We start from the raw sequence: 16,779 nt of genomic DNA, 5'->3' as shown, positions 1-16,779 counted from the left end.
TGGTTCAACTAATAATCAGTGGGGATGACCCCCCACTGATTAAAGTTTCACTTTATCTTCTAGCAATAACACTTTCATTTCCTCTAACGACTCTTTCGTAAAGCCAAGAGCTTTTTCAGCATATGCTTCAACTGATCCGTATTGCTTTTGGATTTCATTCATTGCAGCCTGTAAATACTCAGCGCGCGCTTCAAACATCGCACCTAATATTGCTCTACTTTCATCGTTTTGTAATTTTGCGCCTAAAAATGCCATCATTTTTTCGTTTAACTTCTCACGGAAACCGTTACTTAATAAATAGTCTTGCATTACCGTTTCTTCTGATACACCTAATAGAAGTAATAATAATGCAGAACCAAATCCAGTACGGTCTTTTCCAGCTGTACAGTGGTTTACTAACGGTAAGTTTTCCGGGTTTTGCGCTAGGTTTAAGAAGCTCACGAATGCTTCATTACCACTTACGAAATCTTGATTCATTTTCACAAGATACTCGCCTGGTTTCCCTAACATAGAAAGGTCACCAACTTGGAAAAACTCATTTATATTTAAATCTTTCGCTAAGTCTTGCATAACTGGTAAGCATACTTGGCGAGCGCCTGTAATATCTGGATTTGGCTTATGTTTCACTTCAAAATCTGTACGGTAATCACAAATTAACTTTAAGCCCGACTTCTGTAAATACTCGATATCCCATTCTGTTAATCCTGCTAATTCTTCAGAACGATACAATTTACCCCATTTTACTTTACGGCCTTCAGTCGTTTCATATCCTCCCATATCACGGAAGTTAAACGCACCTTGTAGTGGCAATCTGCGCTCCGCGACTGTAACTGCTTGTCCATTACTTCCTACTAACCTAAAATAGGGACGCTCATTCTCACTCGGATTTGCAATTGCAGTAAATGACTCTCCATTTACCGTTACAAGTAATTCACCATTTTCTTCAATATGATCTGGTGAAGTACTCCAATAAATGCGAACTTCTTCTATATTATTTTCCCACTTTATATGTAACGTATTATCTTCATTTCGTTCTACAGTTGCTTGTAGCCAATTTCTTTGCTGCTTCATACTTTCACCAACGCTTTCTTTGTATAGTCTAATCCTTCTCTATTGTATTATAGGAAAGCTTACTTTGTCGTTTCGATTTTTCTTTTTATCTTACAAACATGCAAAAAGTTCTTTTACTTGTTCATAAGTTGTACATGGATTCCCTCGAAATACATATGCGATTTGCTCATCATCTAAATCTTCATATACAACTGTTCCACGATCTGGATGCGAATAAAACTCTAACCTGTTTATCATCTTTTTAACACTATAATTCGTTGTCCATGAAGAAACAGGATAGTACGCTTTGTTTTTATGTCTACAAACCCAAAGTGCATATAGTTTATTACCTTCGTCCCAGTATACATACTGCGTTTCCTCATTTCCTAATCCGACCGATTCGAGCTTCCAGCTTAACTTTTCATGAATTGACAATTTCGTATATGATGCGTCATGTGGAAAATTCCACTCTCGACATCTTCCTATTTCACCAATTTCACCTCTTTTTGCTTGAAAGCTTAATAAGTGAAATGGTGTATGTAATATCGTTGTCGCAAACTCCTTATTTACCGGCTGTAACCCGAATAAGAGTCTTTCTATTTCATCTTGTTTTACATATCCACGATTAATAGAAATTTCAATTTGTGTTTTCCATTTAGATGTAACATAACTTTCTTTCCCCTTATAGTTTATACCTTTCCAATACACAAGCCCTTTATATTGAAAACAATCTCCTTTTGCCTGAGAAATACAACTATCAGGAAATGCCGGCTCCATTATATCGAGGAAAAACTCTTTTACCCGAAACATTCCAGATGGCGTAACGATCTGAAACCAAAAAGTTTCCCACGTCTCACCTTCATAACGTTCTGAAACTTTTTCAATTTCCCAGCCTTCTAACAATACCTCTGGATACAGTAAAGTGAAAGAATGTATTGTTTGCTTTAACATATATACTCCCCTCCCGCTAAATGAGTTCGAGAGAGTACATTATTCATCCTTCTAAAACTTTCTCACATATCGCTCAGTAGGACTGAGAAGCTGACATCCGTTCTTCCCAAAAACATCCTTCATCCACTCATTTTGTATATTTGTCTCGCCAATATAATAAGATGCACCTATTTCTTTTAAGACAAACATCGCCCCTGTAAATAATGCTGCTTCATACCCTTTATTTCGCATATTTGGAGTGACTGCGAAATACATCAGTTTTCCTTCTTCTAACGTACCTTTCTCAATATGCGGGATTACAATTCCTATTGGCTCTTCACCTACACTTGCTGTTAAACAATGCTCTTTCCATTGCCCACCAATTTCTTGTTCCATCATATTTACAAATTGATCGTAAGTGACTTTTTCTTCCGTCATTTCGATCCAAAGAGAATAAAAAGTATCTTCTCCTACTTCTTCAATAAGCTTAAAATCAATTTCACTTTCTACATCTTCTACTTCATATATATCCTTAAACACAATCATGTTTTCAGTAATATATTCAAATGAATACGTTTCAAAACATTTTTTATACAGATCATAATTTGGACTTTTTGAAGAAATCTCAAAATGTAAGTTTTCTAATCCCTCTTTTTCAGCCTCAGCAACGCAATATTTCATTATCTCTTCTAATTGCTCTTCTGTAAAAATCTCTGCGTTATTTTCTTTTATTGTTATAGAAGAAGCACTTCTTCTTATTTTAAAATGTTTTTCTAACTGTTCTATAGTCGTCATATTCTTCCCTCATCTATGTCATACTCGAATTTCTAATGGTTCTCCTTGCATGAGCAGGATTGTCCTTGAATATATAGAATACTAGAAAAGATCGCATCTTTAAAGTGCGGAGGAGGTTCTCCATTGGATGTTACAGCATTGCAACAACAGTTAGAGCTTATACAACAAAATGACTATACGCAACTGCAACATATAGATATAAATGAGTTAACTTTGAATATGCTACAGTTTATCGGAACGACTGATAGTTACGTTCGTTACCAACTTGTATATAAATGTTTTGCGCATTTCATTCATCATGAATTCCTTATGGACGATCAACTGAAATTACTTCTACAAACTTGTTTAAGTGATGAATATTTATATTGTGACATTTACTCCCCACATACAGATGGAGTTTTCACACGTTCTTACACTGTTTCTTTAATTGCGTTAATACTCCAATTCGCGAACTCTCACTACTTTTTTACAGAAGAGGATATCGAGGAGATAAAAAATAAACTCATTACATATACAAACTTAGAAATGGACTTTCGAGGATATATCGAAAATAAAGGATGGGCTCATTCTATCGCCCACGTATCTGATGCTTTTACTGAAATTGTTCATAATTCACATACGACTTTTAAATGGTATGAAGAGCTCATTCATTGTTTATTAAATAAAATCTTCATTCCATCTGATATTTTTCATAATAACGAAGATGAGCGTATTGTTACGCCATTAATATCCATGCTGTATCATGACTTCCCGCAAGATGAGTTAATTTCAATTATTTATAAAAAAATAAAAAGGCTTCCTCAAATTAGAAAACGCCTTTCGCTTAATGAGTATTGTATTTTATGTGCCAACATTAAAACCTTTTTACGTACATTATTTTTTAGAACAAAAGATGATCATAACTTAGCCTATACAGCACGTAAAACAGAAAAAATGTTAAAAGAACTTCCAAACTATTATTAAATACAAGGAGAAAAATTATGGGTTATATTGAAGACGTAAGAAATCTAGTAGGAAATCACCCACTTATATTAATAGGCTCACACGCCATTATATTAAATGAGAAAAATGAAGTATTACTGCAGCTCCGGACAGACTTTAAACGCTGGGGTATTATTGGTGGCGCCTTAGAATATAACGAGACGTTAGAAGATGCTTTAAAACGAGAAGTATTTGAAGAAACTGGGCTTATCATTAAAAATCCAGAACTGTTCCGTACATACTCAGGACCAGATTTTTTTCAAATCTATCCAAACGGCGATCAAGTACACGGTGTACTCGTTGTTTATATTTGCCGAGAATTCCACGGTGAACTTGTATGCGATCAAACGGAATCGAAAGAACTGCGCTTCTTTTCACTTGATGAACTACCTAGTAACCTTCCTCCTGTTATTGAGAGGATTATTAGGGAGTTTCAGCACTCCAATTAAAAAACGTTACATGTAGTTAAGATAGAATGCTTATTTTTATTTTAAATAGAAATAAAACAACCTCATTTCCCGTCATAATAACGCGAAATGAGGTTATTATCGTTCACCGTAAATCCCTATTGCCCCCAAACCAACTACTTTATTACATTACATCTCTTAATAACTAATTGATATTAGTGCTCTTTTTCTACATCTTTATATCCCTTTACAAATAAAATAGTTATATAAGAAATAACGAATGAAAAAATAGTATACATGCCCACCCAAAAGAAAAATGATGGATCGTACAATGTAACATTTAACATAAGAAAAATAAGAAATGTTACCATTGGCATCATGTAAAATGTACCTACTTTATATGTCAAAGCTATTGAAAAAATACAAATAAGCAATGGATATATACAGAAAATAAAAATTGACTCACTCAATGTTATGTCCCCCTTTCTGAAGAAATAATAGATTTCTCGTAAACATTTTGGGGAACAACAAAGTTTTATATTTTTATCAATTATTAGTAAATAAAATGTCAGATTGTTATCTCAATCTGATTTCCTTCAGGATCACTTACTACACTTTCATAATAACCATCTCCAGTAGTGCGTGGGCCGTTTAACAGAGGGTATCCTGCTTCTCTTAACTTATCCGTTAATTGGTTCACTTTTTCTTTGCTACCTACAGAAAAAGCCATATGCGCATATCCTACTGTTTGTTTTTTTATTGCATCGTCTATCCCTACCTGTCTCATAAGTTCTAGACGCGCACCACCTTCAAAAGTTATGAAATAAGATTCAAACTGCTTTTTCGGATTGTGATATAATCCATTCGCTTCACCATTGAAGTACTGTTTATAGAAATCACGCATAACTTCTAAATTATTAACCCAAATAGCTACATGTTCAATTTTCATAACCGACACCTTTTCTTTTATGTTATACAACCAACAATTTGATGTTTAATTGCAAGTACACTTAATTTTCTTTGTTTGTTCTAGTAATCATGAGATCAAGTCCAAGACTTTTTAATCCATATAAATAATCTTCTTTCCAATCGCTCACTGTTATTTTTGGAATATGTTCCGCTGGAATGTACTTCGGACAACTTTTTACAATTTGATCTATTACAAATTGATTCACTTCATCGTTACAGAAAATAAACGCATGAGGATTAATAATAGCTATAAATGCAGAGATTAAACGGGTAATAGCATCTATATTATATTTCTCTGGATTATTAGAATCTCTCACTTCATCTCCACTTCTCAAAGCTTGTAAGAAATTTTTATTATCATACTGCGGAACGAAAGATATCTCTCCTGAGAAAAATGTACTTCCTCGTACCACATCTCCATTTATCATAATACCTGCACCTGGACCATTTTGACCTGAATACAAATATACAAGAGATGAATTATCATTATTTCCAGTGTTTTTATGATAGCCAAGGACTGCGGCATTCATATCGTTTTCTATTACTACAGGTATAGAGAATAGGTCCTCCAAGTGACTTTTCAAATTAAAATTCTGAAACTTTTCATAACCAGGTATATAAAAAATACGACCATTATCAACCGAACCGGGCACACCAATTGATATAGAGCTTATTTTCGGAAATGTAGCTATAAGACTTTCTATATGTTTAGATAATAGGTTTACGCCAGTATCAATTAATAGACTTGAAGTACTTCCTTGTTCTTTTACTTCCCTAAACAGTTAAAAATTGTATAGTTCGTCTCATTTTTTTCTAAAAATATCGCTAAACCTAACATATATTCCGGATTATACGCATATCGTTTTGCTCTTCTTCCACCACTTGAATCATCTAGACCGACTAGAGTGATTTCACCGTCTTGTTTCATTTTTTCTATAAATTTACTTACAGTTGGAAAACTGATTTCTAATGTATTACTAAGTTCAACTTTCGTTGCACTGCCTTGCTCTAAAAGAGCTGTACGAATACCGCGAAGGATCGTCTCTTTAATCGATTTTTGAGTAGCAAATTGTTCACTCAAATCGCTCACCACCTTAATCAACATACTTATTAAACATTTTTAATAAGTTGCGTTGACAATATATCATACATCATTTTCTAAAGCAATAAAGATGATATATTTCCGCTGCATGCACTCCTTATTTAGCTCGATTTATTTTCTCTCGTAACAGACGATACAATTCCAGATAAGAGAACAAATAATAAAACAGCTAGCAAGGCATTGCGTATTTCGAATAATTCCCCTAGTATACCTAAAAATGGTGGTCCGACTAAAAACGCTGTATAACCGATGATAGAAACTGCAGCAACATTAGAAGTCGCATTTTCACGATCATCTCCAGCAGCAGAAAGACCAATTGGGAAACCTAGCGCCGCACCAATCCCCCACAGCACTACACCAACTGTTAGAAAATACGAGTTACTCCCAAATATTACGATTGAAATTCCTATAATCGCCATAATAATAGTAGCACGTATGACAGCGACACGACCGAATTGATCAAGAAAATAACTACTACACATACGAGCTAACGTCATTGCCAATACAAAAATTGTGTACATAATAGAACCTGTCACTACACTTTGCTGATGTCCATCTACCATCACGATAGGTAGCCAATCATTTGCACTTCCTTCTGCAAATGCCATTCCAAGCACAAAAAGACCAATTAAAAGCACCTTTTTTCCCATACGTAAGGAAGTACGCTTCGCTCGCTTTTTGTTCCACGATTTCTCCTTCTTTCCTGTTCCGTGCGGAAGAAAACGATACACCATACATACAAGTAATAAGAACACGACCGAAATCGCAAGAAACTGATACAGAATTGGGATGTGAAGCGAGGCGGCGACGGAGCCACTAAGCGCGCCTACTAAAGTTCCTACGCTAAAAAAACCGTGGAATTTCGGTAAAAGTGTCGTTCCTAATTTCTGCTCAATTGAAGAACCTTCTACATTCAATGCTACTTCTGCCAATCCATATCCTACTCCAAATACTAGTAAGCTACCAAAAGCCCCTACGCTAGAAACAAAATAAATATTAATACCTAAACAAAGTAATCCAACAATTATAAAAAACATACTGCCTATAATAACGTCTCTAGCTCCCTTACAGTCAATGAAATGACTTGCACTCAGTAAACCAATTATTGAACCGACAGATAAACCGAACAAAATCCAGCCCATTTCTGCATTTGAAACTCCTAAAATATCTCGCGCCGCTGCTGTTCTAGAAATCCATGTAGCAAACGCGACACCTGGCAAAGCAAATAAGAGAAAAAGAGCGTTTCGAGAGGCAAGTAATGTCTTTGTATAATTGTCCGCACTATTTTTCTTCATATGAAACACCTTTCACATTGTCTATACGATACGACACCAGTTTATTCATGTGCCCGTAAAAAACGATTTCTATAAGTCTATCGTTTTAATAACTTTAGCTGGATTACCACCAACTACTACATTATTAGGTATATCTTTTGTCACAACTGCCCCTGAAGCAATTACAGCATTGTCTCCAATTGAAATACCAGGGTTAATAATAGCTCCCCCACCAACCCAAACATTGTTACCAATCTTTACAGGCTTCCCATATTCTTTGCCCGAATTCCGCTCTACCGGATGTAAAGGATGAGTGGCAGTATAAATATGGACACCAGGTGCAAACATACAATTATCACCGATTCGAACTTCACAAACGTCTAAAATCACACAATTAAAATTTGCGAAAAAGCTCTTTCCAACATGGATATTGTAGCCGTAATCACAACGAAAATCAGGATTAATGTGGGTTTTTCCGTCAGCTGAAGAACCTAAAAGCTGCTCTAACAAGGTAAAGCGGCTTTCATCACCAGTCTCCATCGCCTCGTTATAAAGGCGTGTTAAACGTTTTGCCTCAATCCTATCAGCTACTAATTCTTCGTCATCCGCAATATACATTTCTCCCGCCAACATCTTTTCTTTCTCAGTTTTCATATAATCATCTCCTCTGTTATCGAATGAATCAAACTTATTAAATCAGTTTAATAAGTGACTTTTTTTTACTTATTAAACAAGTTTAATAAGTAACCCTATGTTAACATATTTTTATTAATATGCAATTAATAAATTCAGTACGAAAATGTGAATCCCTCATTTTACATGCAGATACAACGAATAAATAATTAAGATTCACATAGAAAAAACAAGGGAACGCTTAGCGTTCCCTCTCAAATCCAATCCGTTTTTTTATTTCCGCTAAATTCACCTTCGCAATAGCTCGTGCCTTTTCCGCACCTTTTTCTAACGCCTCATATAATAAATAAGGCTCATTCATATACATCTCATATTTCTCACGAGGTCCGGCTAATTCACGGTCTACAACGCGAAACAACTCTTTTTTCACATCGCCCCATCCAATGCCGGTCTCATACTTTTCACGCATCGACTGAATTTCATCCTCTTCCGCAAACTCTTTATAAATCATAAATAACGTTTCAAGTTCTTTCGGTTCATTTGGAAGTGACGAATCGGTTTTGATTTTAAAAATGAGCTTTCGGAGTTTTTCTTTCTCTACAAATAATGGGATAACATTCCCGTAACTTTTACTCATCTTTCTTCCATCAAGACCAGGTAAAATCGCTCCTTCTTCTTGCACTACATACTCTGGAAGTGTAAATGTCGTGCCGAATGTATGATTAAAATACGTCGCAATATCACGCGCAATTTCAATATGCTGAATTTGGTCTTTTCCAACTGGTACATGAGTAGCTTGAAATAGTAATATGTCAGCTGCCATTAAAATCGGATACGTATATAATCCCATATTCACACCTGCATCAATTTCTAATCCCGCTTCTTTATTTTGCTCTACCTTCGCCTTATACGCATGGGCACGGTTCATAAGCCCTTTCGGAGTTAGGCAAGATAGTATCCACGTTAATTCTAAAATTTCCGGCACTTCCGTTTGTCGATAAAAAATAACATCTTCGCTAAGTCCAAGTGATAACCAAGTAGCTGCTACCTCTTTCGTATAACTACTGAACTTCTCTGGATCATGCACTGCATTTAACGCATGATAATCAGCTATAAAGTACAATGCTTTTCCTTCATTATTTTTTGACATTTGCAATGCAGGTTTAATTGCACCAATATAATTTCCTAAATGCGGATAACCTGTCGGCTTAATTCCTGTTAACATAATTTTCTCGCTCATCCTAACTCCTCCTTTCTCAAAATAAAAAGAGCCCCTCATCCTAAAAAAAGGACGAGAGGCTCCCGCGGTACCACCTTAATTAGCTATATTATAGCTCACTTCAACTTCTTAACGTGAAGTAACCGTCTTCGCCTACTCATTTCAGCTAGAAGCTCCAGAGCCCATTCCATATTCATCACTTACTGATTCCCACCAAATATCAGCTCTCTGAAAAGTTTTGAATATGTACTCTTCTCTTTCATTGCTTTTTCGTTTTTTACAGTTTATCACATTCCCTTTCCAATTAAACCCTAATTTTCTGTTTTATATAGCAGGAATTTCCACCTTAATTGTCTAATAATATATAGGTTTGCAGAAATACTCGAAACAACTTTGGAGGTTTTTTTATGGTAAAATATATATCCATTTTAGGTTCAACAGGATCCATTGGCACATCTGCATTAGATGTCGTTTCCGCTCATCCTGAACATTTTAAAATCGTCGGTTTAACCGCAAATTATAATATCAATCTTCTCGAAAAACAAATCGAATCTTTTCAGCCTCGTATTGTAAGCGTAGCGACAAAAGAATTAGCGGACACATTACGTTCTCGTATTTCAACAAATACAAAAATTACATATGGAACTGATGGTTTAATTGAAGTATCTACCCATCCTGATACAAATCTTGTATTAAGTTCAGTTGTCGGTGTTTCAGGTTTACTCCCAACAATTGAAGCATTAAAGGCGAAGAAAGATATCGCTATCGCTAACAAAGAAACTTTAGTTGCAGCTGGACATATCGTCACCGGACTAGCGAAACAAAACGGATGCCGCCTAATTCCAGTTGATAGTGAACATTCGGCTATTTTCCAATGTTTAAATGGGGAAAATAATAAGGAAATCGAAAAATTAATTGTTACAGCTTCTGGCGGCGCTTTTCGTGATAAAACACGTGAAGAAATGAAAACATTACAAGCGAAGGATGCTTTAAAACACCCAAACTGGTTAATGGGCGCAAAACTAACGATAGATTCTGCCACGTTAATGAATAAAGGGTTTGAAGTGATGGAAGCTAAGTGGCTATTCGATATTCCTTATGAAAAAATTGATGTTATGATTCATAAAGAAAGTATCATTCACTCTTTAGTGGAATTTATTGATGGATCAGTCATGGCACAGCTCGGTGCTCCTGATATGAGAATGCCGATTCAATATGCGTTTCACTACCCTACTCGACTACCTTCATCCTATGAAAAATTAAATTTATTAGAAATTGGTAGTTTGCATTTTGAAAAACCAAATTTAGAGAAGTTCCCCTGTCTACAATATGCATTTGAATGTGGAAAAATTGGCGGTACAACTCCAGCCGTATTAAATGCAGCAAATGAAATTGCAAATGCACTATTTCTTAAAAATGAAATTGCATTTTTCGATATTGAGAAAACAATTTACAAAACCGTTGAGGCTCATCATAACGTAAAAGATCCTTCTTTAGATGCTATATTAGAAGCTGATCAATGGGCACGCCAATATGCAAATGAATTGTTAATGAAAAAGAGCTAAAACAGATTTATCTGTTTTAGCTCTTTTTTACGTATTCAACTTAACAAATCTATAACTATGCGTAACTAACACTTTTAATATCGCATATCCTGGAATTGCCAAAATAATCCCCATAATTCCAAATAAATTTCCAGCAGTTAAAATAATAAAAATGATAGTAATTGGATGAATGTCTAACTTTTTGCCCATTACTTGTGGTGAAATAAATTTCCCCTCTGCTAATTGTACAACCATCATGACAATAATTACTTTTAAAATCATTGCTGGCGAGTCAATAAAAGCGATAATTAACGCTGGCGTTATAGCGATAATTGGCCCTACATACGGAACAATGTTTACAATCATCGCCAAAATAGCAAGTAATACAGCGTATTTAATGCCGATTATTAGATAACCAATGAATAGCATAATACCGATAAATAAACTAACAATAATTTGCCCTCTAATATACGAACTAATCGCATAATGCATATCATCTAGTATTCTCTTCGCAGCTGGTTGTCTTTGCTCAGATATAAACTTTAAAAAATGATTCGGTAATTGCTCACCATCTTTTAAAAGATAGAACAAAATAAACGGAACCATTACAAATGTTAAAACAACTTCAGTAAGTGTACTTAAAAATCCAGTTACATTTCCTGTTACTGATGATAATGATTTTGTAAAGTTCATTGTAGAATCTTTTACGATATTAGCAAAATCAATATTTAAACTTTCCTGCATTCTACCAATTACATTACTTTCTCCAAATTTACGTGCTGCCCTTTCGATTTCATGCCCGAAATATGGCAAGTTATCTATTAAAGCATTTACTTGATCTTTAATAATTGGAATAACCGTGACCGCAAGAAAAACAAATAATCCAAGAACAATTATATATATCGAGGCAATTGACACAATTCTCGACACACCTTTTCTTTCTAAAAGAGAAACGAATGGATGCAATATATAAAATAGTACTCCCGCTAATAATACTGGGAAAAAGATTGTTTTTAAAAATACGACGAACGGTGTAAAGACGAATGATATTTTTGTAAGTAATAATATATTTACAAACAGCAACGCGAATCCAAGTAGTACAGCTAAATAATTTTGTTCTTTAAAAAACTTTTTCAACTTATCTCTTTTTCTTATATTTACTTTCTCCAAGTGTACCACCTCTCTAATTAGGAAAAGCCCTAAAAGGGCTTTATAAAACAATCAGTAATAGCCTTTATTTTCTTGCAGCTTTTACTACAAATGATACAATAAGAATTAACACAATTGCACCTAATAATGCTGGCACGACATGAATCCCACCAAATGATGGCCCAAAAGATCCAAATAATCTACTACCTAACCAAGCTCCTAGTAAACCAGCAATTATATTTCCAAACATACCAGCTGGAAAATTTTTACCCGTTATAGAACTAGCAATTATACCTATAATAGCACCAACTATTAATGTAATAATCCATCCCATTTTTAGTCCCTCATTTCTATTATAGTTTGTATTATCAAATACAAGAGTAGCTAAACTCTTATATAAGATTACGTATTTATCTACGCTAACCATATCCTACTATAGAAATATACCTACGAACATTTTATGTATGGAGATACATATATTATATGCAAAAAAGAAAAAAATTGTCAAACTTACCCACAAATCAATTATATTAATATATCATATTTAAAGGAGGCGTTATTATCTATGATTCATAAATTACTTCCCACTTCTTATGAAGTAGCAACATCCATTTTAAATGTTCAAATTCCAGCTTATAAAATTGAAGCAGACTTTTTAAACAGTACTGCAATACCTCGTTTATATGATACTGTAAACGATATTCAAAATTGTGATGAAACATTCTATGGATATTTCTCTGAAAATAAACTCGTCGGCTTTATTTCTTTTATACAAGAAGAAGAACTAATCGATATCCACAGATTAGTTGTATCGCCCGATTTTTTTCAAAAAGGAATCGCAACGAAACTGCTACTTTATATATTTAACATGTTCTCGTCTTCAATGACATACATTGTACAAACAGGTAAAGCCAATACTCCAGCTCTCGCATTATATAAAAAACACAGCTTCATTGAAGTAACAGATACAACACTACCTGATGGCATGATTCTTACGCAACTCAAAAGACAGAAAACACAAAATAGTTTGACTTAATTATTTATTTATGTTATTTTTAATTTATACAACCTTTTGCTGAATCCAAATTTTGGAGCGGGGGAACCATTTTTGTAGCTATGCTACTTGGGGCGAATCTTTTTAAGTAGGGAAACTCTCACTTCCCGAGTCCGACAGCTAACCTCGTAAGCGTAATGGGAGAGGAAGGTGCTTTTTGCCTATGTTACACACTTTGCCTCCTTAGTTATAAATATGGAATCGATATCAATCAGAAAACTATATTTATAGAAAAGGAGACTGGTACAATGTTACGTTTATCAGATCACGCAATAAAAATGATGGAGCAAAGACTTCGACTCGAACAACACCGCACATATCAAGCAAATAAAGTTGTAGATAACTTACATCACAAATACTTCTTTCAGCATATTTTTCAACCGAAGAGATAAATAAACCATGCATACAATATTTAATACAAAAAGATTTGCAATTATGAACTGCAAATCTTTTTGTATTAGCATTAAAAATAATCTTGCATCAATTTATTCATCCAATCTGGAACACTAACATTTTCCCTTGCATCAAAAGCAGAAATATATGGTTTTATATCTAAAATAGCCGTTTGATCATTAGCGTCTAATCCTTGCACAGTCATAACATTATTTTCAATGGACAATATTTCAACAGTAGTAATTCCAATGGGGTTTGGACGATACTTTGTCCGTTGCGCAAAACATCCTTTTTCATCTAAATCACTTAGTCCCCTTGGCTTTCTAGCCCACGACTCGTTATTTTCTTCCTGGAAATCATTCATATAAAAAATAACAATTGCATGAGAGTAATCCTCAAGGCCAGCTAATCCTCCAATATACTCTGGATATATATTAATGTTAGAAATAACACTTCCCCAATTACTGTACACTTTTTCATCTATAGAGTTTTGCACTTCACCAATTTTCACCATATTAATATGACTCATTTTTTCCCCTTCTTTATGCAGCATTATTTACTTCCTTACCTTAATAATGAACGTCGTCGGCACCATCCTAGCTTTATATAAAGAATAATACTTCGTAGAAGGCTCTGCTATTTCTCCATCAAATACGCTAGATGGTTCAGGTTCTTCTATTCTCTCAATTGTAAAACCAACTCTATTTAACTCATTTATGTATGTACTCATTTTTCGCTTATATAATGTCGCTTGTACATCTTCCCCTTTAAATGTTTCAAACGTAATAGGAGTTTCTTCATGATAAGAGGAATTTAAAACAATCTCCTCTGTTCCGTACAGTAAATTTGAATATATCGGATGCTCCCAGCTAAAAATAAAGCTTCCACCTGGCTTTAAATATGAGTAAATAAGTTCTAATGTTTTTCCTAAATTTGAAGTCCAACCTAATGCATAGATGGAATATACAATGTCAAAATACTCTTTCGGAATTTCCACTTCTTCTTCCATTGCTCCACATATTAACTTTGGATCCCAGCCCTTTAACGTTTCATGTGCCGTTTCAATTTGTGTACTTGAAAGATCAAGACCCCATAATTCCTCTGCCCCATGTTCCACCATATATTGCAATGAGTGCCCACTCCCACATCCAATATCAAGAACCTTTTTATTTCTGATTGAATCAAATAGATGAATTTCATCTTCAGACGCTGTATACGGGCCGTATTTTGGTAAACAATCAACTTGAAAGAAATATGGTGCAACTGTATCCCAACACTTTTTATTTAAAGCTAACATTTGTGTGCCTTCCATATCCTACATTCCCCCAACCGATTTTTTCTTCTCATAAATAAATTACACATTATAACCCGATCTTCCTTTTCTCTTCGCTCGGTAATTTTTCACTTTTGCAATTGTACCGCACGCTCTTCCGCCTTCTTCCCCAGCATACATACCGCACCATCTTTTACTTCCATTACGCGAATGATCATAAAATACCCAGCGACAATCTGGACAGGCTTTTAACCTTCCCCAAGACTTTTCTTGAATCGCCATTAAAACAATACTCAATACTTTTGTATACACATTCTCTTCTTGCACCGGTTCATATGTAACACTTCTCATATCTCCCTTTATATGTACATGAAATGGGTATTTTTCTAACCATTTTTGCAACGATCCTTCGCCTTCAATTGTTAACCGGATGTCTTCTCGAAAACTTTTTAATTCATCTATTGTATGAAATGAAAACTCTTCATGAAAATATTTTTTCATAAATTGCTTTATATCACCTTCTGTTTGTAGCAAATCAATTGGCTCTCTCGTATCGTTTGGTATTTTCCATGTATTTAAAAATTCCCGAATATATTCTAATTCATGTGGTGCATTCTGATTCAATTCCATTCACCTTCTTCTTAAAATTTACTTTTTTCTGACTTTATGTATAATTATAATATAAAATAGTTAACCATCAATTAATTTTACTGGTTACAAAATTAGGAGGAGTTCTATGAAAAATTTCTCAATACCGATACGTTTCATGCTTGTTTCTTCATTTTTTATGTCTTTTGGTTATTTTGCGGTATTTGCATTTTTAGCTATTTATCTATTAAATTTTCTCCACTTTTCAGCCATGCAAGTCGGAACAGTTTTGACGGTTATGACAATCACATCAAGAGTTATCCCTTTATTCTCAGGATTAATCGCGGACAAAATAGGCTATATCATTATGATGATAGCTGGATTATTTTTAAGAGGAATTGGGTTTATTGCTTTAGGAATATACTCTGATTTCTATACAATTTCTATTTCTTCCGCACTTATTGGCTTTGGAACTGCATTTTACGAACCTGCTGCTCGCGCTATATTTGGCTCACAACCAGCTCATATGAGAAAAAATTTATTTACATATTTAAACCTTAGTTTTAATTGCGGTGCAATAATCGGACCAATCGCAGGAGGTTTTTTACTCTTACTCGATCCGATTTATGCTTTCTCTCTAACAGGATTTCTTATGCTGATATTCGCTTTAATCTTTTACTTACTTAAAAACCACTTCCAAGTTTCTACTGAAAACACGTCTATTACATTAGGAATACAGGCAATTTTACAAAACAAATCTTTCCTTCTGTTTTCATTTATCATGATTTTCTTCTATATTATGTTTACTCAGCTTACTGTCGCACTTCCACTTCATATGAAAAACATTAGTAATAGCAACCAGCTCGCTACACTAGTTATTACGATAAATGCAATAACAGGTGTCATATTTATGGTATTATTCCGGAAACTCTTTCATAAATACAACACACTTTCTATTATTAAATACGGTGTTTTATTAATGGGTATTTCCTTTTTACTCATTCCTTTATTCCAACATCCATATTGGCTATTTATTTGTGTAATATTATTTACAATTGGCGAAACACTTGTATTACCTAACGCTGATATCGCTATTGCGAATTACAGTAACGAATCGTATACTGCTACTTATTTCGGATTTTATCAATTATCACTCGCATTTGGTTTTATCATTGGTAATTATACTGGTACATGGTTTACATCAAACTTAAACGGAATGTATACACCATGGCTTATTTTCGGCGGAATAGGACTTATTGGTTTTATTTCACTACATATTTTAAATATTAAAAAAGGGAGCTCTAAAGAGGATATATACCTATGTAATGAGACGAAACATCTTTAACACATTACAATTGAGATGGTACCTTTAGACAAGCAGCCCATAATAAAAAATTCGACCATCATATTTGACAGTC

19 protein-coding genes, 1 pseudogene, 1 riboswitch and 1 other annotated feature are annotated in these 16,779 nt (G+C 34.4%); of the genes and pseudogenes, 6 read left to right on the top strand and 14 right to left on the bottom strand.

The genetic code is table 11. The annotated features are described in order from the left end of the window. Positions 1-39 precede the first annotated feature (39 nt). From JFT89_RS03235 to JFT89_RS03225, 3 genes are all read right to left on the bottom strand, one after another. Positions 40-1,071 (bottom strand): tyrosine-protein phosphatase, encoded by a 1,032-nt coding sequence (locus tag JFT89_RS03235; RefSeq protein WP_201039432.1) that lies wholly within the window; start codon positions 1,069-1,071, stop codon positions 40-42. A gap of 90 nt (positions 1,072-1,161) precedes the next feature. Then, positions 1,162-2,001, bottom strand: a complete 840-nt coding sequence (locus tag JFT89_RS03230) for a hypothetical protein (protein WP_201039431.1) — start codon at positions 1,999-2,001, stop codon at positions 1,162-1,164. Positions 2,002-2,052: 51 nt separating this feature from the next. Further along, on the bottom strand, positions 2,053-2,775 hold the full coding sequence (locus JFT89_RS03225; RefSeq protein ID WP_201039430.1) for a GNAT family N-acetyltransferase: 723 nt from the start codon (positions 2,773-2,775) through the stop codon (positions 2,053-2,055). A 123-nt stretch (positions 2,776-2,898) separates the two neighbouring features. On the opposite strand from JFT89_RS03225, the gene JFT89_RS03220 reads away from it, so the two are divergent. Beyond that, positions 2,899-3,738: a DUF2785 domain-containing protein gene (locus JFT89_RS03220; RefSeq protein ID WP_063217586.1), complete on the top strand. Its 840-nt coding sequence runs from the start codon at positions 2,899-2,901 to the stop codon at positions 3,736-3,738. Positions 3,739-3,755: 17 nt separating this feature from the next. Further along, positions 3,756-4,205, top strand: a complete 450-nt coding sequence (locus tag JFT89_RS03215) for an NUDIX hydrolase (RefSeq protein WP_016096662.1) — start codon at positions 3,756-3,758, stop codon at positions 4,203-4,205. A gap of 173 nt (positions 4,206-4,378) precedes the next feature. On the opposite strand, the gene JFT89_RS03210 is transcribed toward JFT89_RS03215, so the two are convergent. The 6 genes and pseudogenes from JFT89_RS03210 to JFT89_RS03185 all read right to left on the bottom strand — a co-directional run bounded on the left by JFT89_RS03210 (position 4,379) and on the right by JFT89_RS03185 (position 9,381). After that, entirely contained in the window at positions 4,379-4,633 is a 255-nt protein-coding gene (locus JFT89_RS03210; RefSeq protein ID WP_063217585.1) for a YbeF family protein, read from the bottom strand. A gap of 98 nt (positions 4,634-4,731) precedes the next feature. After that, positions 4,732-5,112: a VOC family protein gene (locus tag JFT89_RS03205; RefSeq protein WP_016096664.1), complete on the bottom strand. Its 381-nt coding sequence runs from the start codon at positions 5,110-5,112 to the stop codon at positions 4,732-4,734. 61 nt (positions 5,113-5,173) lie between these two features. Beyond that, positions 5,174-6,213: pseudogene (locus JFT89_RS03200) on the bottom strand (ROK family transcriptional regulator). 122 nt (positions 6,214-6,335) lie between these two features. Further along, positions 6,336-7,529 carry an MFS transporter gene (locus tag JFT89_RS03195; protein WP_016096666.1) on the bottom strand — a complete coding sequence of 398 codons (1,194 nt, stop codon included), beginning with the start codon at positions 7,527-7,529 and terminating at the stop codon, positions 6,336-6,338. 69 nt (positions 7,530-7,598) lie between these two features. Continuing rightward, positions 7,599-8,162, bottom strand: a complete 564-nt coding sequence (locus JFT89_RS03190) for a maltose O-acetyltransferase (RefSeq protein WP_016096667.1) — start codon at positions 8,160-8,162, stop codon at positions 7,599-7,601. Between the two features lie 220 nt (positions 8,163-8,382). Beyond that, on the bottom strand, positions 8,383-9,381 hold the full coding sequence (locus JFT89_RS03185) for a tryptophan--tRNA ligase (protein WP_016096668.1): 999 nt from the start codon (positions 9,379-9,381) through the stop codon (positions 8,383-8,385). A gap of 44 nt (positions 9,382-9,425) precedes the next feature. After that, positions 9,426-9,632 (bottom strand) — a binding site (T-box leader). A gap of 135 nt (positions 9,633-9,767) precedes the next feature. On the opposite strand from JFT89_RS03185, the gene JFT89_RS03180 reads away from it, so the two are divergent. After that, positions 9,768-10,925, top strand: a complete 1,158-nt coding sequence (locus JFT89_RS03180) for a 1-deoxy-D-xylulose-5-phosphate reductoisomerase (protein ID WP_016096669.1) — start codon at positions 9,768-9,770, stop codon at positions 10,923-10,925. A gap of 27 nt (positions 10,926-10,952) precedes the next feature. Here JFT89_RS03180 and JFT89_RS03175 read toward each other — a convergent pair whose 3' ends face one another. Both JFT89_RS03175 and JFT89_RS03170 read right to left on the bottom strand, forming a co-directional pair. Further along, positions 10,953-12,074 (bottom strand): AI-2E family transporter, encoded by a 1,122-nt coding sequence (locus JFT89_RS03175; RefSeq protein ID WP_016096670.1) that lies wholly within the window; start codon positions 12,072-12,074, stop codon positions 10,953-10,955. Between the two features lie 64 nt (positions 12,075-12,138). Beyond that, on the bottom strand, positions 12,139-12,387 hold the full coding sequence (locus tag JFT89_RS03170) for a GlsB/YeaQ/YmgE family stress response membrane protein (protein WP_002033357.1): 249 nt from the start codon (positions 12,385-12,387) through the stop codon (positions 12,139-12,141). Between the two features lie 231 nt (positions 12,388-12,618). Between JFT89_RS03170 and JFT89_RS03165 the strand changes: the two genes are divergently transcribed. After that, positions 12,619-13,089, top strand: a complete 471-nt coding sequence (locus JFT89_RS03165; RefSeq protein WP_016096671.1) for a GNAT family N-acetyltransferase — start codon at positions 12,619-12,621, stop codon at positions 13,087-13,089. Positions 13,090-13,116: 27 nt separating this feature from the next. After that, a riboswitch (cyclic di-AMP (ydaO/yuaA leader) is annotated at positions 13,117-13,258 on the top strand. A gap of 97 nt (positions 13,259-13,355) precedes the next feature. Continuing rightward, positions 13,356-13,499: a hypothetical protein gene (locus JFT89_RS03160; RefSeq protein ID WP_000945246.1), complete on the top strand. Its 144-nt coding sequence runs from the start codon at positions 13,356-13,358 to the stop codon at positions 13,497-13,499. A gap of 71 nt (positions 13,500-13,570) precedes the next feature. Here the strand turns inward: JFT89_RS03160 and tsaA are convergent, their stop codons facing one another. From tsaA to JFT89_RS03145, 3 genes are read right to left on the bottom strand one after another with little or no spacing between them, the layout of a single operon-like run. Beyond that, complete coding sequence (tsaA, locus tag JFT89_RS03155; protein ID WP_002167946.1) at positions 13,571-14,029, bottom strand: tRNA (N6-threonylcarbamoyladenosine(37)-N6)-methyltransferase TrmO; 459 nt, start codon at positions 14,027-14,029, stop codon at positions 13,571-13,573. A gap of 27 nt (positions 14,030-14,056) precedes the next feature. Next, the gene (locus JFT89_RS03150) at positions 14,057-14,812 is read right to left on the bottom strand and encodes a class I SAM-dependent methyltransferase (RefSeq protein WP_002185342.1); all 756 of its coding nucleotides are present in this window, start codon (positions 14,810-14,812) and stop codon (positions 14,057-14,059) included. A gap of 42 nt (positions 14,813-14,854) precedes the next feature. Beyond that, positions 14,855-15,397 (bottom strand): CGNR zinc finger domain-containing protein, encoded by a 543-nt coding sequence (locus JFT89_RS03145; protein WP_016096672.1) that lies wholly within the window; start codon positions 15,395-15,397, stop codon positions 14,855-14,857. A 112-nt stretch (positions 15,398-15,509) separates the two neighbouring features. On the opposite strand from JFT89_RS03145, the gene JFT89_RS03140 reads away from it, so the two are divergent. Next, complete coding sequence (locus JFT89_RS03140) at positions 15,510-16,706, top strand: MDR family MFS transporter (protein WP_016096673.1); 1,197 nt, start codon at positions 15,510-15,512, stop codon at positions 16,704-16,706. The last annotated feature ends 73 nt before the right edge of the window (positions 16,707-16,779 follow it).

It is taken from the genome of Bacillus sp. TH25, assembly GCF_016650935.1.
In the GTDB taxonomy this organism is placed as follows: domain Bacteria; phylum Bacillota; class Bacilli; order Bacillales; family Bacillaceae_G; genus Bacillus_A; species Bacillus_A mycoides.
The sequence above is the reverse complement of the archived record's forward strand: the minus strand, read 5'-3'. Positions and strand labels throughout refer to the sequence as shown.

Excerpts from the sequence above, each read along its gene's own strand:
- JFT89_RS03235 (WP_201039432.1), bottom strand. The coding sequence starts at position 1,071 with ATGAAGCAGCAAAGAAATTGGCTACAAGCAACTGTAGAACGAAATGAA.
- JFT89_RS03230 (WP_201039431.1), bottom strand. The coding sequence starts at position 2,001 with ATGTTAAAGCAAACAATACATTCTTTCACTTTACTGTATCCAGAGGTA.
- JFT89_RS03225 (WP_201039430.1), bottom strand. The coding sequence starts at position 2,775 with ATGACGACTATAGAACAGTTAGAAAAACATTTTAAAATAAGAAGAAGT.
- JFT89_RS03215 (WP_016096662.1), top strand. The coding sequence starts at position 3,756 with ATGGGTTATATTGAAGACGTAAGAAATCTAGTAGGAAATCACCCACTT.
- JFT89_RS03205 (WP_016096664.1), bottom strand. The coding sequence starts at position 5,112 with ATGAAAATTGAACATGTAGCTATTTGGGTTAATAATTTAGAAGTTATG.
- JFT89_RS03195 (WP_016096666.1), bottom strand. The coding sequence starts at position 7,529 with ATGAAGAAAAATAGTGCGGACAATTATACAAAGACATTACTTGCCTCT.
- JFT89_RS03190 (WP_016096667.1), bottom strand. The coding sequence starts at position 8,162 with ATGAAAACTGAGAAAGAAAAGATGTTGGCGGGAGAAATGTATATTGCG.
- JFT89_RS03185 (WP_016096668.1), bottom strand. The coding sequence starts at position 9,381 with ATGAGCGAGAAAATTATGTTAACAGGAATTAAGCCGACAGGTTATCCG.
- JFT89_RS03180 (WP_016096669.1), top strand. The coding sequence starts at position 9,768 with ATGGTAAAATATATATCCATTTTAGGTTCAACAGGATCCATTGGCACA.
- JFT89_RS03170 (WP_002033357.1), bottom strand. The coding sequence starts at position 12,387 with ATGGGATGGATTATTACATTAATAGTTGGTGCTATTATAGGTATAATT.
- JFT89_RS03165 (WP_016096671.1), top strand. The coding sequence starts at position 12,619 with ATGATTCATAAATTACTTCCCACTTCTTATGAAGTAGCAACATCCATT.
- JFT89_RS03160 (WP_000945246.1), top strand. The coding sequence starts at position 13,356 with ATGTTACGTTTATCAGATCACGCAATAAAAATGATGGAGCAAAGACTT.
- tsaA (WP_002167946.1), bottom strand. The coding sequence starts at position 14,029 with ATGAGTCATATTAATATGGTGAAAATTGGTGAAGTGCAAAACTCTATA.
- JFT89_RS03150 (WP_002185342.1), bottom strand. The coding sequence starts at position 14,812 with ATGGAAGGCACACAAATGTTAGCTTTAAATAAAAAGTGTTGGGATACA.
- JFT89_RS03140 (WP_016096673.1), top strand. The coding sequence starts at position 15,510 with ATGAAAAATTTCTCAATACCGATACGTTTCATGCTTGTTTCTTCATTT.